This is a genomic window from Massilia glaciei, from assembly GCF_003011895.2.
GTDB classification, from domain to species: domain Bacteria; phylum Pseudomonadota; class Gammaproteobacteria; order Burkholderiales; family Burkholderiaceae_D; genus Telluria_A; species Telluria_A glaciei.
In genome coordinates this window covers 1-13,465 of record NZ_PXWF02000325.1, presented here as the reverse complement: position 1 = coordinate 13,465, position 13,465 = coordinate 1, and the positions used below count along the sequence as shown (strand labels likewise).

Annotated in this window: 12 protein-coding genes and 2 pseudogenes; 2 read left to right on the top strand and 12 right to left on the bottom strand. The window is 63.6% G+C overall.

The genetic code is table 11. The features are described from left to right. Window positions 1-3: 3 nt before the first annotated feature. The 3 genes from C7C56_RS26210 to tal all read right to left on the bottom strand — a co-directional run bounded on the left by C7C56_RS26210 (window position 4) and on the right by tal (window position 3,822). A complete protein-coding gene (locus C7C56_RS26210) occupies window positions 4-1,533 on the bottom strand; it encodes an ABC transporter ATP-binding protein (protein WP_106760284.1) in 1,530 nt (509 codons plus the stop codon). 128 nt (window positions 1,534-1,661) lie between these two features. Further along, window positions 1,662-2,666: a BMP family lipoprotein gene (locus C7C56_RS26205; protein WP_106760283.1), complete on the bottom strand. Its 1,005-nt coding sequence runs from the start codon at window positions 2,664-2,666 to the stop codon at window positions 1,662-1,664. A 67-nt stretch (window positions 2,667-2,733) separates the two neighbouring features. Then, window positions 2,734-3,822, bottom strand: a complete 1,089-nt coding sequence (gene tal / locus C7C56_RS26200; protein WP_106760282.1) for a transaldolase — start codon at window positions 3,820-3,822, stop codon at window positions 2,734-2,736. A gap of 518 nt (window positions 3,823-4,340) precedes the next feature. On the opposite strand from tal, the pseudogene C7C56_RS30580 reads away from it, so the two are divergent. Then, window positions 4,341-5,354: pseudogene (locus tag C7C56_RS30580) on the top strand (cyclic di-GMP-binding domain-containing protein, MshE-related); the annotation flags it as partial. A gap of 153 nt (window positions 5,355-5,507) precedes the next feature. Continuing rightward, a pseudogene (locus tag C7C56_RS26195) lies at window positions 5,508-6,763 on the top strand (GspE/PulE family protein); the annotation flags it as partial. A 388-nt stretch (window positions 6,764-7,151) separates the two neighbouring features. On the opposite strand, the gene C7C56_RS26190 reads toward C7C56_RS26195, so the two are convergent. The 9 genes from C7C56_RS26190 to rpsF form a co-directional block, all read right to left on the bottom strand. Next, complete coding sequence (locus C7C56_RS26190) at window positions 7,152-7,664, bottom strand: hypothetical protein (RefSeq protein WP_146204649.1); 513 nt, start codon at window positions 7,662-7,664, stop codon at window positions 7,152-7,154. 161 nt (window positions 7,665-7,825) lie between these two features. Then, window positions 7,826-8,155: a hypothetical protein gene (locus C7C56_RS28440; protein ID WP_146204648.1), complete on the bottom strand. Its 330-nt coding sequence runs from the start codon at window positions 8,153-8,155 to the stop codon at window positions 7,826-7,828. Between the two features lie 234 nt (window positions 8,156-8,389). Continuing rightward, complete coding sequence (locus C7C56_RS26185) at window positions 8,390-9,400, bottom strand: inorganic phosphate transporter (RefSeq protein WP_106760280.1); 1,011 nt, start codon at window positions 9,398-9,400, stop codon at window positions 8,390-8,392. A 13-nt stretch (window positions 9,401-9,413) separates the two neighbouring features. Then, on the bottom strand, window positions 9,414-10,040 hold the full coding sequence (locus C7C56_RS26180; protein ID WP_106760279.1) for a DUF47 domain-containing protein: 627 nt from the start codon (window positions 10,038-10,040) through the stop codon (window positions 9,414-9,416). 174 nt (window positions 10,041-10,214) lie between these two features. Further along, a complete protein-coding gene (locus tag C7C56_RS26175; protein ID WP_106760278.1) occupies window positions 10,215-11,600 on the bottom strand; it encodes a replicative DNA helicase in 1,386 nt (461 codons plus the stop codon). A gap of 168 nt (window positions 11,601-11,768) precedes the next feature. Next, on the bottom strand, window positions 11,769-12,221 hold the full coding sequence (gene rplI / locus C7C56_RS26170; protein ID WP_106760277.1) for a 50S ribosomal protein L9: 453 nt from the start codon (window positions 12,219-12,221) through the stop codon (window positions 11,769-11,771). Window positions 12,222-12,269: 48 nt separating this feature from the next. Next, window positions 12,270-12,560, bottom strand: a complete 291-nt coding sequence (gene rpsR / locus C7C56_RS26165) for a 30S ribosomal protein S18 (RefSeq protein ID WP_008450941.1) — start codon at window positions 12,558-12,560, stop codon at window positions 12,270-12,272. Between the two features lie 33 nt (window positions 12,561-12,593). Next, complete coding sequence (gene priB / locus C7C56_RS26160; RefSeq protein WP_106760276.1) at window positions 12,594-12,887, bottom strand: primosomal replication protein N; 294 nt, start codon at window positions 12,885-12,887, stop codon at window positions 12,594-12,596. 42 nt (window positions 12,888-12,929) lie between these two features. Beyond that, entirely contained in the window at window positions 12,930-13,331 is a 402-nt protein-coding gene (gene rpsF, locus C7C56_RS26155) for a 30S ribosomal protein S6 (protein ID WP_106760275.1), read from the bottom strand. Between the last annotated feature and the right edge of the window lie 134 nt (window positions 13,332-13,465).

Genomic DNA, 13,465 nt, shown 5'->3' with positions numbered 1-13,465 from the left:
GTTTCATTTCTTGTGCATCCCGCCCATCAGCAGGCCGATGCGCGTGGTGTCGAATTCTTCAATCTTGAGTCCACCCGTGATGCGCCCGCCGGACATGACGACGATGCGGTCGGCGAGCGCGCGCACCTCCTCGAGTTCGACCGACACGAGCAGGATCGCGACGCCGGCGTCGCGCAGCTTGAGCAGCTCCTTGTGGATGCTTTCGATGGTGCCGATGTCGACCCCGCGGGTCGGCTGCCCGACCAGCAGCAGCGCTGGCTTGGCCATCACCTCGCGCCCGATCACGACCTTTTGCTGGTTGCCGCCCGAGAGCAGGCCGATGCGCATGTCGGGGTCGGCCGGGCGCACGTCGAAGTTCTTGATGAGGGCGCCGCAACGCTGCGCGATGCGCTTGAAGTCGAACAGGCCCCAGCGGTTCGCGACCTTGTCCTGGTAGCCGAACACGCTGTTCTGCATCACCGAGAAGTCCTTGATCACGCCGTCGCGCAGGCGGTCCTCGGGCACGTGCCCGATGCCGAGCTCGCGGAACTGCGCGGGCAGGCCGTCGGCGTCGCGCCGCCTGGCGAACGGCAGCGCGACGCCGTTGAGCGCGACCGTGCCGGACGAGGGCAGGCGCATGCCCGACAAAATTTCGAGCAGTTCGCTCTGGCCGTTGCCCGACACCCCCGCGAGCGCGACGATCTCGCCGGCGTGGATCGTCAGGTCGATCTCGGCCAGGCGCCGCACCTTGTCCTTGTCGTCGAGCTGCAGGCCCCTGACCTCGAGCACCGGCGCGCCCGGCGCGAACGGCGCGCGCGCCAACTCGCTCTCGATCGGGCGCCCGACCATCATGCCGGCCAGCGCCTCCTTCGAGCTCGCCGCGGTGGCGGTGGCGCCGGCCACGCGCCCGCCGCGCATGACCGTGACCTGGTCCGTGATCTCCATGATCTCGCCGAGCTTGTGGGTGATCAGGATGATGGTCTTGCCCTGCGCCTTGAAGGTGCGCAGGATCTCGAACAGCGACGCCGTCTCCTGCGCCGTGAGCACCGCGGTCGGCTCGTCGAGGATCAGGATGTTGGCGCTGCGGTAGATCTGCTTGAGGATCTCGACGCGCTGCTGGGCGCCCACCGACAGGTCGGAGACCACCGCCAGCGGGTCGATCTCGAGCGCGTAGCGCTGGCAGATCTCGCGCAATCTCGCCTCGACCGCGGCGCGCTTGGCGCCGAGCCGGAAGCCGCCCTCGGTGCCGAGCATGACGTTGTCGAGCACGGTGAAATTCTCGACCAGCATGAAGTGCTGGTGGACCATGCCGATCCCGAGCGCGATCGCCTCGTGGCTGCTGCGGATGTCGCGCTGCTGGCCGTCGATCAGGATGTGCCCGCCGCTGGCGCGGTAGTAGCCGTACAAAATGCTCATCAGCGTCGACTTGCCGGCGCCGTTCTCGCCGATCACGCCGTGGATCGAGCCCTTGGCGATGGTGAAGCTGACGTCAACGTTCGCCTGCACCGGCCCGAAGGCCTTGCTGATGTTGCGAAATTCTACGGCTGGCTGCATAGGATCGGACACTTCGGTAGAGAACTGGTAAAGGAATGCATTCAAAAGGGATGCATTCAAAAGCGCGCCGGACCGGTGCTCCGGGGCGGCGCGCTTTTACGTGGGCTGCTGCGTCGAACGGGAAAAAATCAGACCGGGCACTTGCCCGCGACGCGGTAGTCGACCACCTTGGTTTTGCCGCTGATGATCGCTGCCTTGGCGGCGTTGACGGCCTTTTCCATCGCCGGCGAGACCAGCGCGCGGTTGTCCTTGTCGACCACCCAGTCCACGCCGCCCTCTTTCAGGCCGCGGTAGGCGACGCCAGGCTGCCAGGTGCCGGCCTTGACCTGGCTGAAGCTGTCGTAGACGGCGTTGCCGACCTGCTTGACCATCGAGGTCAGCATGGTGCCCGGATGCAGGTAGTTCTGGTTCGAATCGACGCCGATGCCCAGCTTGCCCTTCTCCTTGGCCGTCTGCAAGGTGCCCATGCCGCTGCCGCCGGCCACGGCGAACACGACGTCGACGCCGCGCTCGAACTGCGAGCGCGCCAGCTGGCCGCCCTTGGCCGGGTCGTTCCAGGCGGCCGGGGTGGTGCCGACCATGTTCTGGAACGTCTCGATCTTGGGATGGACGGACTTGGCGCCCTGCACGTAGCCGCACGAGAAGGCGCGGATCAGGGGGATGTCCATGCCGCCGATGAAGCCGATCTTTTTCGATTTCGAGGCCATGGCCGCGGCCACGCCGACCAGGTAGGAGCCCTCCTCCTCGCGGAACATGATCGAATTGACGTTGCCGCCCTTGGCGATGCTGTCGATGAGCACGAAGCGCACCTTGGGGAACTCGGCCGCGACCTTCTGGATCGCCTGGGTCTGCGAGAAGCCGACCCCGACGATGAGGTCGAGTTTTTTGCGCGCCAGTCCGCGCAGCACCTGCTCGGCCTGGGTGTCGCTGCTGGCCTGGGCCTCGATGAATTTGATCCCGGTTTCCTTCTTGAAGCGTTCGGCGCCCTCGAAGGCGGACTGGTTGAACGACTTGTCGAACTTGCCGCCGGCATCGTAGATGATGCCCAGTTTCGGCGCGGCGATGGGCGCCGCGCCGGCACTGGCGGCGACACAGAGGGCGGCGATCGAAAGGCTAAGTTGCTTCAATTTCATGTGTGGCTCCTGGGAATTGCATTATTGTACCCGGCGTGCCCGAGGGAACGGGCCGAACTGCGTAAGCTTAAACGGACACGACAACCAACGCCAGCAAATTGGCATGGGCCTGCTCGAATTGTGTCAGTCCTTTAAGTAATAGGTCGTTACCAATTGTATCGAGGTCGATGCCATGGCGGCCGAGCTGCGCGAGCACCGCCCGCGCCTCGTCGACGCCCTCGCCGAGCGAGGCGCGCGCCTCGCCGTGGTCGCGGAAGGCGGCCAGGGTGGCGTCGGGCACGGTGTTGACGGTGCCCTCGCCGATCAGCTCCTCGACATAGGCGACGTCGCGCATGGCCGGGTCCTTGGTGCCGGTGCTGGCCCACAGCAGGGCTTGCGGCGCGGCGCCGAACGCGGCGAACACGGCGAACGCGGCGTCGTTCTGCCACTCGCGGTAGGCCAGGCGCGCCGCGGCGATCGCGGCCTTGCCGCGCAGGTTGGCCGCGCTCGGCGGCAGCAGGGCGTCGACCACGGCGTCGACCCGGCTGATGAACACGCTCGCGACGCTGGCGATGCGCTGCACCGACAACTTGGCCTCGAGCCGGCGCGCCAACCCGCGGCGGTGCGCCGCGCGCACCGCCAGCACCTGGGCGCGGGTGAACAGCAGCGTCATGTTGACGTTGATGCCCGAGAAAATCGCCTCCTCGAGCGCGGCCACGCCGGCCGCCGTGGCCGGGATCTTGATCATCGCGTTGGGGCGGTCGATCGCGGCCCACAGGCGGCGCGCGGCTTCGACGGTGCCGGCGGCGTCGTGCGCCAGCCGCGGCGAGACCTCGAAGCTGACGAAGCCGGCGCGGCCCGCGCTGGCGGCGTGCACGCCGGCGAGCAGGTCGCAGGCGCGCCGGACGTCGGGCAGCACCAGCGCCTCGAAGCAGGCCTCGGGGTCGGCGTGCAGCAGGCGCAGCGCGGGCAGGGCGGCGCGGTAGGCGGCGTCGGTGCGGATCGCGTTGTAGAAAATGGCGGGGTTCGAGGTGACGCCCTGGATGCCGTCGTCGGCGATCCAGCCCTCCAGTTCGCCGCTGGTGACGAGTTCGCGGTTGAGGTTGTCGAGCCAGACCTGCTGGCCCAGCGATGCGACCGACTTCAGGCGGCTGGTGGTGGCGCTTGTTACGTTCATTAACAGTTTTCCCGTTCAGGCGTGCATCGTGAGGCTGGGCGGCGGCGCCGTCCCCTGGTTTTCCTGCCGGGCGGGACGCGCTTGTCGCATTGCCGCAACATTACCCGGTGGCTGGAGGCGGGCGCAAAGCCGGGGCCGCTGTAGCGGCGCCGGCCTACCGAAGACAAGTGCGTTTCGCCTCCCGTGCGGCGCGCCATTTTTGATGGCGCCGCCCGCGGGATGCCCATTGCCTGCCTCCAAGCGGTACAACTATGCATCAGCGCCGATATGTATGGCAAATACGTTTTTTGTTCGCCATTTATATGATGGAAATATAAATGTCCCCGAACGCCGCCGGCGATCTCGGATTCGCGCGCCGCGCCCGCCCGCCCGGATGCGCGGCGCGCGGGCAATTCTTATTACCTTGGCACAATTGACTGCAGTCTTGCACTTGCTTGGCCGATGCGCCAAAATGAAGCGCGCGGGCGCGCCCCGCCACCGGCCACCGCCGACGCCGCGCAACCTTAGATCGGGAGCACATGAGTACAGAATTCGAATGGCCGATTCCGCCGCATTTTGAGGTCGTCGTCAAACCGATGGTCGCCAACAGCAATTTCGCGCCGGCCGTGGTGGTCATGAACGACGGCCGCCGCCAGGTCGGCAACATGGCCGCGCTCGACCCGGTCGCCGAGATCCTCGAATTCCATCCCGAGCGCGGCGCCTCGAACGTGAGCCTGGGCTTTTCCACCTTCAAGAGCCTGCGCCTGAACGGGGCCGTCGAGCTGCGCCGGCTGGCGCTGCCGCTCGGCGCCGGCAACGTGCAGAGCCAGCCGGCCAACATCAAGCAAAAATGCATCGTCATCTTCAAGGACGGCGAGCAGCTCGTCTCGGAGACGGTAGGCTACGTGCCGCAACGGTACGGGGTGTTCCTGTTCCTGGTCAGCTACGGCGAGAACGTGCTGCGCTGGTTCATCCCGACCGACGCCATCGCCAGCTACCAGATCGGCGACCAGCTCGGAAAATTGCTGATCGACGAGAAGCTCGTCACCGAGGAGCAGGTCAACGCGGGCCTCGAGAAACAGGAGCGGCTGCGCACCCAGAAGCTGGGCGACTACCTGCAGCGCCAGCAGATCGTGAGCCAGAAGCAGGTCGAGTTCGCGCTGATGGGGCAAAGCGGCAAGCCGACCGTCAGGCTGGGCGAGGCGCTGCTGCAGGAGAACCTGATCACCGAGGAGCAGCTGCAGGAGGCGCTACGCATGCAGACGGCCGACCGCAAAATGCCGCTGGGCGACCTGCTCGTCGAGATGAACCTGGTCAGCAAGGAGACCATCAAACGCGTGCTGGCCCAGAAGCTGGGCATCCCGTTCGTCATCCTGAGCAAATTCGAGTTCGAGCCGAACCTGATCAAGGCGGTCTCGGGCGACATCGTGCGCAAGCACATGGTGATGCCGCTGTACCGCACCTCGACCCGCCTGGTGGTGGCGATGGAGAACCCGCTCGCCTTCGAGGCGCTGCAGGAGCTCGCCTTCTTCACCAAGCTCAAGATCGATCCCGTGATGGCCAGCGCCGACGAGCTCGACACGGTCATCAGGCAGTTCTACGGCGCCCCGGGCGCCAGCCAGAACATCGACTCGCTGGTGTCGGAGCTGGGCGCCGGCAAGGAGGCGGTGAGCGTGGCGAGCGCCGAGCTGATCACCGAGTCGGACAACACGCTGGTGCGCCTCGTCAACAAGGTGATCGTCGACGCCTACCGCCAAGGCGTCTCCGACATCCACATCGAGCCTTTGCCGGGCAAGGGCAAGACCGGCATCCGCTTCCGCAAGGACGGCACCCTGGTGCCCTACATCGAGATCCCGGGCAGCTACCGCAACGCGCTGGTGGCGCGCGTCAAGATCATGTGCGACCTCGACATCTCGGAGCGGCGCAAACCCCAGGACGGCAAGATCAAGTTCAAGAAATACGGCCCGCTCGACATCGAGCTGCGGGTCGCGACCATCCCGTCCTCGGGCGGGGTCGAGGACATCGTGATGCGGATCCTGGCCGCCGGCGAGCCGATCCCGCTCGACAAGCTCGGCGTGCTGCCGCACAACCTCGAGCGCCTGCGCGCGGCGATCGAGAAGCCGTACGGCCTGTTCTTCGTGTGCGGCCCGACCGGCTCGGGCAAGACCACCACGCTGCACTCGGTGCTGAGCTACCTGAACACGCCCGAGACCAAGATCTGGACCGCCGAGGACCCGGTCGAGATCACCCAGAAGGGCCTGCGCCAGGTGCAGGTCAACCGCAAGGCCGGGCTCGATTTCGCCACCGTCATGCGGGCATTGCTGCGGGCCGACCCGGACATCATCATGGTCGGCGAGATGCGCGACAAGGAGACCGTCCAGACCGGCATCGAGGCCTCGCTCACGGGCCACCTGGTGTTCGCCACGCTGCACACCAACAGCGCGGCCGGAGTCGATCGTGCGCCTGCTCGACCTCGGGCATGGACCCGTTCAACTTCGCCGACGCCCTGCTCGGCATCCTCGCCCAGCGCCTGGCCAAGCGCCTATGCGGCTCCTGCAAGCTGGCCTACCACCCGGACGACGAAGAGGTCGACCAGCTGCTTAACGAGTTCTGCGAGGAGCTGCTCGCGACCGAGTCGTTCAAGGCCGACGCCGAATTGGCGCGCGCGGCGGTGCTCGACGGCTGGAAGAAGCGCTACGCCAACCCGGCCGGCAAGCTGACCATGTACCGCGCGGTCGGCTGCGCCGAATGCAACAAGGGCTACCGCGGCCGGGTCGGCCTGCACGAGCTGATGATCGGCACCGACAAGGTCAAGAAGCTGCTGCAGGAGCACAGCCGGGTGGCCCAGCTGCTCGCCGCCGCGCTCGAGGACGGCATGCTCACGCTGAAGATGGACGGCATCGAGAAGGTGCTCGTCGGGATCACCGACATGAAGATGGTGCGCGCGGTGTGTATCAAGTAGGCATCAAGTAGGCGTCAAGCAGGCGTCAAGCAGGCATCGAATAGGCATCAGGCAAGCATCGAACAGGCCACAGGCAAGCGGCAGGCAAGCGTCCAGCAAGCATGTTGCGCGCGAGTTGTGTTGCGCGGCTCGGGGCGCGGACGGCACCGCCCCTGCCCGGCCCTCTCTGGCATTCATGCGCATTTCACGTCGCATTCGTGCGCGTTTTGTCTGGTTTGGTCGCGCAGAATTTCCCTCGTGGCAGCAGAGACAAAACGAGAAAAAAAGGGACTGGACGCGCATCCAAAAAGAGCACGAATGCCGGAAGCGCCCGTGCGGCCATGCCGCCCCGCCCCCGGTTCCGCGGGCGCCGGTTGAACCGGGGGAAGGCGGAAGCCCCGTATTGCGTTTATTTGGATGAATATTTCAAGGGGTGCTCAATACCAATTCGGTCAAGCTCGGCTAGTGAGTCGGCACTGGAAACAAACGCCAGCACGTCTTCCGGCACGTGATAGAACCCGCCGGCTCTTACCGAAAATTCATCCGCGGCGGCGACCACCCGTTCCGCTTCCGACCAGACACGCTGCAAATGCGTTAGCAGCAATGGACTCTTGGATATTTTCTCGTGGCCGGCGCGGTCGCTTTCCCTTGCCGCCTTGAGGTAGGCGACAACATACATCATCAAATCAGCCGTGCCGGCGATATTACCATCGAGTAATGTCACCGACTTGCGCAGCTTTGCATAGAGATCGGTCTGCGCAAAATCTATTTCCATCCGCCCGGCCCCGACATGCGCGTTCAATTCATCGAGCAGTATTGAAAAATCGTTTCCAGAAGACGCCTTGCTATTGATGATGTACCTGGTAAATCTCGAGCTGGGATTTCGTATCTTGAACCGTTCGGGGATCGCGGATTCGGCCACGGAATAATTCGCAGTGCTTCCAATTTCGTGCTAGGTTTTCCACACCTGCCCGAAAAAGAAATAGCTCGCCTTGCCGCCACCGCACGCGTCGAGTGCGAAGTCGACCGCATGGTTTGTCTCATGGACGGCGAGGGTCAGGGCTATGGCATGGTTAGTATGTTTTAGCGGTTCATCCACCACATTATCTGACCCGGAACTGCGGCGAACAATTTGGCCGGGTGCTTCGAGGCCAGTTTCTCCAAATCGGTGCGAACTTCCTCTGCTTCCTTGCTAGGCTTCTCATCGGAGCCATCGCGCATCAGCGAAATTAGTTCTGAACATGGAATTTTGCCCAGGTCAGGCCGCGGTGTGAATGGCGTTGGCAGAACCGGACGATTGGCGGCCTTTGATTGGGAAACCGGCCCGGCATTCGCGGCCGGCTGAGCGGTCGTGCAGGCCGATAGGGTAATTGCGCCCACCAGCGCAAGCCCGCGAATGAAAACCGAATTCATAAATTTGCATCCCTTGGTATAGGTACTTCAGCGACCTTAAGCCACCGCTTTTTGCAGCGTCAATCCAACTTCCGCTTCTGGTTTGCGGCCATTATAATATACATTTTGACAATCTTTCAAAGCCCCCCCCCCCGCTCCGCGTTCGCCATTGATGCAAAAACAAAAAAGGCCGGGCGGCGACGCATTGCGCGTCGCGGCCCGGCCCCTTGCGGCGCTTGCGCGCCCGCATGCCTCTTACATGATTAGGGTGCCGATCCACCAGGCGATCGCGGCCATGAAGGCCGAGGCCGGGATCGTGAAGACCCACGCCCACACGATGTTGCCGGCCACGCCCCAGCGCACCGCCGACATCTTCTGCGACGCGCCCACGCCGACGATGGCGCCGGTGATGGTGTGCGTGGTCGAGACCGGGATGCCCATCGCGGTGGCCACGAACAGCGTGATGGCGCCGCCCGTCTCGGCGCAAAAGCCGCCCACCGGTTTGAGCTTGGTGATCTTCTGGCCCATGGTCTTGACGATGCGCCAGCCGCCGAACAGGGTGCCCAGGCTGATGGTCGCGTAGCACGAGACGATGACCCACATCGGCGGCGCCTTGTCGCCCGAGGCGGTCACGCCGGCCACGATCAGGAGCATCCAGATGATGCCGATGGTCTTTTGCGCGTCGTTGCCGCCGTGCCCGAGGCTGTAGGCGGCGGCCGAGGCCAGCTGCATGCGGCGGAACCAGGTGTCGACCTTGCGCGGGGTCGATTTGACGAACGCCCACGACACGATGAGCATGATGATCGAGCCTAGCAAAAAGCCCATCAGCGGCGATATGACGATGAACATGACGGTCTTGAGCAGGCCGCCGCCGACCAGCGCCCCGGTGCCCGACTTGGCCACCGCCGCGCCGACCAGGCCGCCGACCAGCGCGTGCGAGGACGACGACGGGATCCCGTAGTACCAGGTGATCAGGTTCCAGACGATGGCGCCGACCAGCGCGCCGAAGATGACGTACTGGTCGACCACGGTCGGGTCGATGGTGCCCTTGCCGACCACCGCCGCCACCTTCAAGCCCACCACGAAGATGGCGATGAAGTTGAACACGGCGGCCATCGCCACCGCGGTCTGCGGCTTGAGCACGCCGGTCGAGACCACCGTCGCGATCGCGTTGGCGGCGTCGTGGAAGCCGTTCATGAAATCGAATACGAGTGCCAGCGCGATGAGCCCGACCAGCACATAGATACTCATTGTAAGATTTTCCATGGAGCGCTTTCGCCTACGCGTTTTCGACGATGATGCCTTCGATGATGTTGGCAACATCCTCGCAGCGGTCGGTCACGGTTTCGAGGATCTCGTAGATGGCCTTGAGCTTGATGAGGTTGCGCACGTCCGGCTCGTCGCGGAACAGCTTGGACATTGCGGCGCGCATGACATGGTCGGCGTCGGACTCGAGGCGGTCGATCTCTTCGCAGATGGCGACGATCTTGCGCGAGTTGTCCATGTTGTGCAGCAGGCCGACGGCCGCCTGCACCTTCTCGCAGCAGGCCAGGCACAGCTCGGCGAGCCGCTTGGCCTCTGGCGTGACGGCCTTGAGGTCGTACAGCGAGACGGTCTGGGCGGCGTCCTCCATCAGGTCGAGGATGTCGTCCATGCGCGTGATGAGTTTGTGGATGTCGTCGCGGTCGATCGGCGTGATGAAGGTCTTGTGCAGCATGTCGACGCACGCGTAGGTGATCTTGTCGGCTTGCTTCTCCAGGCTCTCGATGGCGTGGGTGCGGTTCTCGAGGTCGTCGAAATTGGTCATCAGGCCGACCATCTCGTGCGCGCCCTTGACGCACAGCGCGGCGTGCTGGTTAAACAAATCAAAGAATTTGCCCTCGGTGGGCATCAAGCGTCCAAACATGGTTCTCTCCGTTAAATCGTAGTGGTGCTGCAGAAGGCTGCGGGTGGCGCCTTGCTCTTCGTACTAAAAAATGACAATGAAACCGGGTGCAAAAACTGGCCTGCGAAAACCGGGCGGAAGATCGGGGCGCAAAACAAGCGGATCATTCGCCCTGGGGGTCAACCGCCCTGGGGATCAATCACCCTGATACAGGGCCAGTCCACCGCTGTAGTTGCCGAACTTGGTGTACTGCCCGATCCAGGTCAGCCGGATGGCGCCGATCGGACCGTTACGCTGCTTGCCGATGATGATCTCGGCGGTGCCCTTGTCGGGCGAATCGGCGTTGTAGACCTCGTCGCGGTACAGGAAGATGATGACGTCGGCGTCCTGCTCGATCGCGCCCGACTCGCGCAGGTCGGACATGATGGGGCGCTTGTTGGGGCGCTGCTCGAGCGAGCGGTTCAGCTGCGACAGCGCGATCACGGGGCAGTGCAGCTCCTTGGCCAGTCCCTTGAGGCCGCGCGAGATCTCCGAGATCTCGGAGGCCCGGTTGTCGCCGGGCTGGTTGCCGGTCATCAGCTGCAGGTAGTCGACGATGATCAGGCCGAGCTTGCCGCACTGGCGCGACAGCCGGCGCGAGCGCGCGCGCAGCTCGATCGAGTTGAGCGCGGGCGTCTCGTCGATGTAGAGCTGGGCGTCGTTCATCTTCTGGATCGCGTGGGTCAGGCGCGGCCAGTCCTCGTCGTTGAGGCGGCCGGTGCGCAGGCGGTGCTGGTCGAGCTGGCCGACCGAGCCGAGCATACGCATGGCCAGCTGGGCGCCGCCCATCTCCATCGAGAACACGGCCACCGGCAGGCCCGAGTCGATCGCCACGTTCTCGCCGATGTTGATCGAGAACGCGGTCTTGCCCATCGACGGGCGGCCGGCGACGATCACCAGGTCGCCCGGCTGCAGGCCCGACGTCATGCGGTCGAGGTCGATGAAGCCGGTCGGCACGCCGGTGATCTCGCTCTGGTTCTCACGGCTGTAGAGCTCGTCGATGCGCTCGACCACCTGCGTGAGCAGCGGCTGCACCGCGACCCAGCCCTGGGCCCCGCGCGAACCCTCCTCGGCGATCGCGAAGATCTTCGACTCGGCCTCGTCGAGCATCTGCTTGACCTCCTTGCCCTGCGGGTTGAACGCGTTGCCCGAGATTTCGTCTGCCACGGTGATCAGTTTGCGCAGGATGCCGCGGTCGCGCACGATCTCGGCGTAGCGCCGGATGTTGGCCGCCGACGGCGTGTTTTGCGCCATCGCGTTCAGGTATTGCAGGCCGCCGACGTCGTCGGCCTTGCCCAGGTTGGTGAGCGCCTCGAACACGGTGATGACGTCGGCCGGGCGCGCCATGTTGATCAGTTTGACGAGCTGCTCGAAGATGATGCGGTGGTCGTAGCGGTAGAAATCGTCCGCGTGCATGAAGTCGGCGATGCGGTCCCAGGCGGCGTTGTCGCGCAGCAGGCCGCCGATGACGGACTGTTCTGCTTCGATGGAGTGCGGCGGGATGCGGAGTGCGTCGAGTTGCGGATCTGAGGGGACGTTCATGGCGCGAATTATACCCGTTATGGGTGGACAGCTTGTGACTTTGAGGGAATAAAAACCGCCCGAAGCGGCCAAAAAAGACATAAAAAAAACCCGGGCGGACCCGGGTTTCTTGTGCTCCTTCCAGCGCGCCCGCCCGGCTTGCGGGGGGGCGCGCTAAAGGGTGGCTTCTTAGGCTGCTTCGCCCACGACGGCGATCGTGATGTCCACGACAACGTCGGTGTGCAGGGCGACGGCGACGGCGTGCTCGCCGGTCGTCTTGAGCGGGCCGTTAGGCATGCGCACGTTGGCTTTTTCGACGGCGAAACCGACTTTCGACAGCGCTTCGGCGATGTCGAAGTTGGTCACGGAACCGAACAGACGGCCATCGACGCCCGCTTTTTGGGCGATCGTGACGGTCATGCCGGCCAGCTTCTCGCCTTGCGCCTGGGAGGCTGCCAGCTTTTCGGCGGCCGCTTTTTCCAGTTCTGCGCGCTTGACTTCGAACTCGGCCACGGCCGAGGTCGTGGCACGGCGTGCCTTGCGTTGCGGGATCAGGAAGTTACGTGCGTAACCGTCCTTGACTTTGACCACATCGCCCAGGTTGCCGACGTTTACAACTTTTTCTAACAAAATGATTTGCATATTTCTCTCCAGGATGTTCTGACTGTCTTAGATCGTCTTTGGGACGATTTAAGCGTGGTGCAGATCGGTGTATGGCAACAGCGCGAGGTAGCGTGCGCGCTTGATGGCGGTGTCAACCTGGCGCTGGTAGTGCGCCTTGGTACCGGTCAGGCGTGCTGGCATGATCTTGCCGTTTTCCTGGACGAAGTCTTTCAGGGTGTCGACGTCTTTGTAGTCGACTTGCTCCACGTTTGCCGCGGTGAAGCGGCAGAATTTCTTACGCTTGAACAATGGGTTCTGTTGTTTGCGCTTTTCTTTAAGCTTGAGCTTGTTCTTGTCGAATTTTTTACCGAATGCCATTTGAGGCTCCTGTATCTAAAATGTGCGTCCGCTTCACGCGGCGGCACTGAAATCAATGATGTGAAACACCAGGGCTTTGCTTTTGCGGTTCTTCTTGGCCAAAAATCCCGTGAACTGGTGCGCAGCCCCCAACTCCGCCCGTCCGAACCGGCCCGAAATCTCGCCCGCGGCCAGCGCGGTGATTTCGAACTCGACCAAACGGTCCACGCCTGCTTCCATCTGGCGCGAACTGTGCGTCAGGATGGCCGATACGATGGGTATCCCCGCCGGCGTGTAGCGCAACACATCGCGCTCCGAGATAAAAGCTGCGAACTGGAGCTGATTCACCGAAGTGGACCGGCCGTGTTCACGAATACTGAGGCCGCGAAATTACGCAGCTGCTGGCGCCGGTGCCGGTGCTGCCGCTGGAGCCGGGGCTTCCGAACGGTGGCTCTTGGCTGCGTCTTCGCGTTGTACCGATTTCATCATCGGCGACGGCGCGGTTTCAGCCTTCTTCATCTTAACGGTCAGATGACGCAGCACGGCATCATTGAATTTGAATGCGGTCTCGAGCTCAACGAGGGTGTCGTTGTCGCATTCGATGTTCATGCAAATGTAGTGTGCTTTTGGCAGCTTCTGGATCGAGTAAGCCATCTGGCGACGGCCCCAGTCTTCGACTCGGTGGACCGAACCGCCGCGCGTGGACACGCTGGCTTTGTAGCGTTCGATCATCGCCGGGACTTGCTCGCTTTGGTCCGGGTGGACGATAAAAACGATTTCATAATGACGCATGCATAACTCCTTAGGGACGTTTAAACAAGTGCCCACCTCGGCGTCAAGACGAGTGTGGGAAGGGAAAGCCGGCAATTATAGCGCGGAACGGGGCACCCTGGCAATGATGTTCGGCGTCCGCCCCACGGTGAATT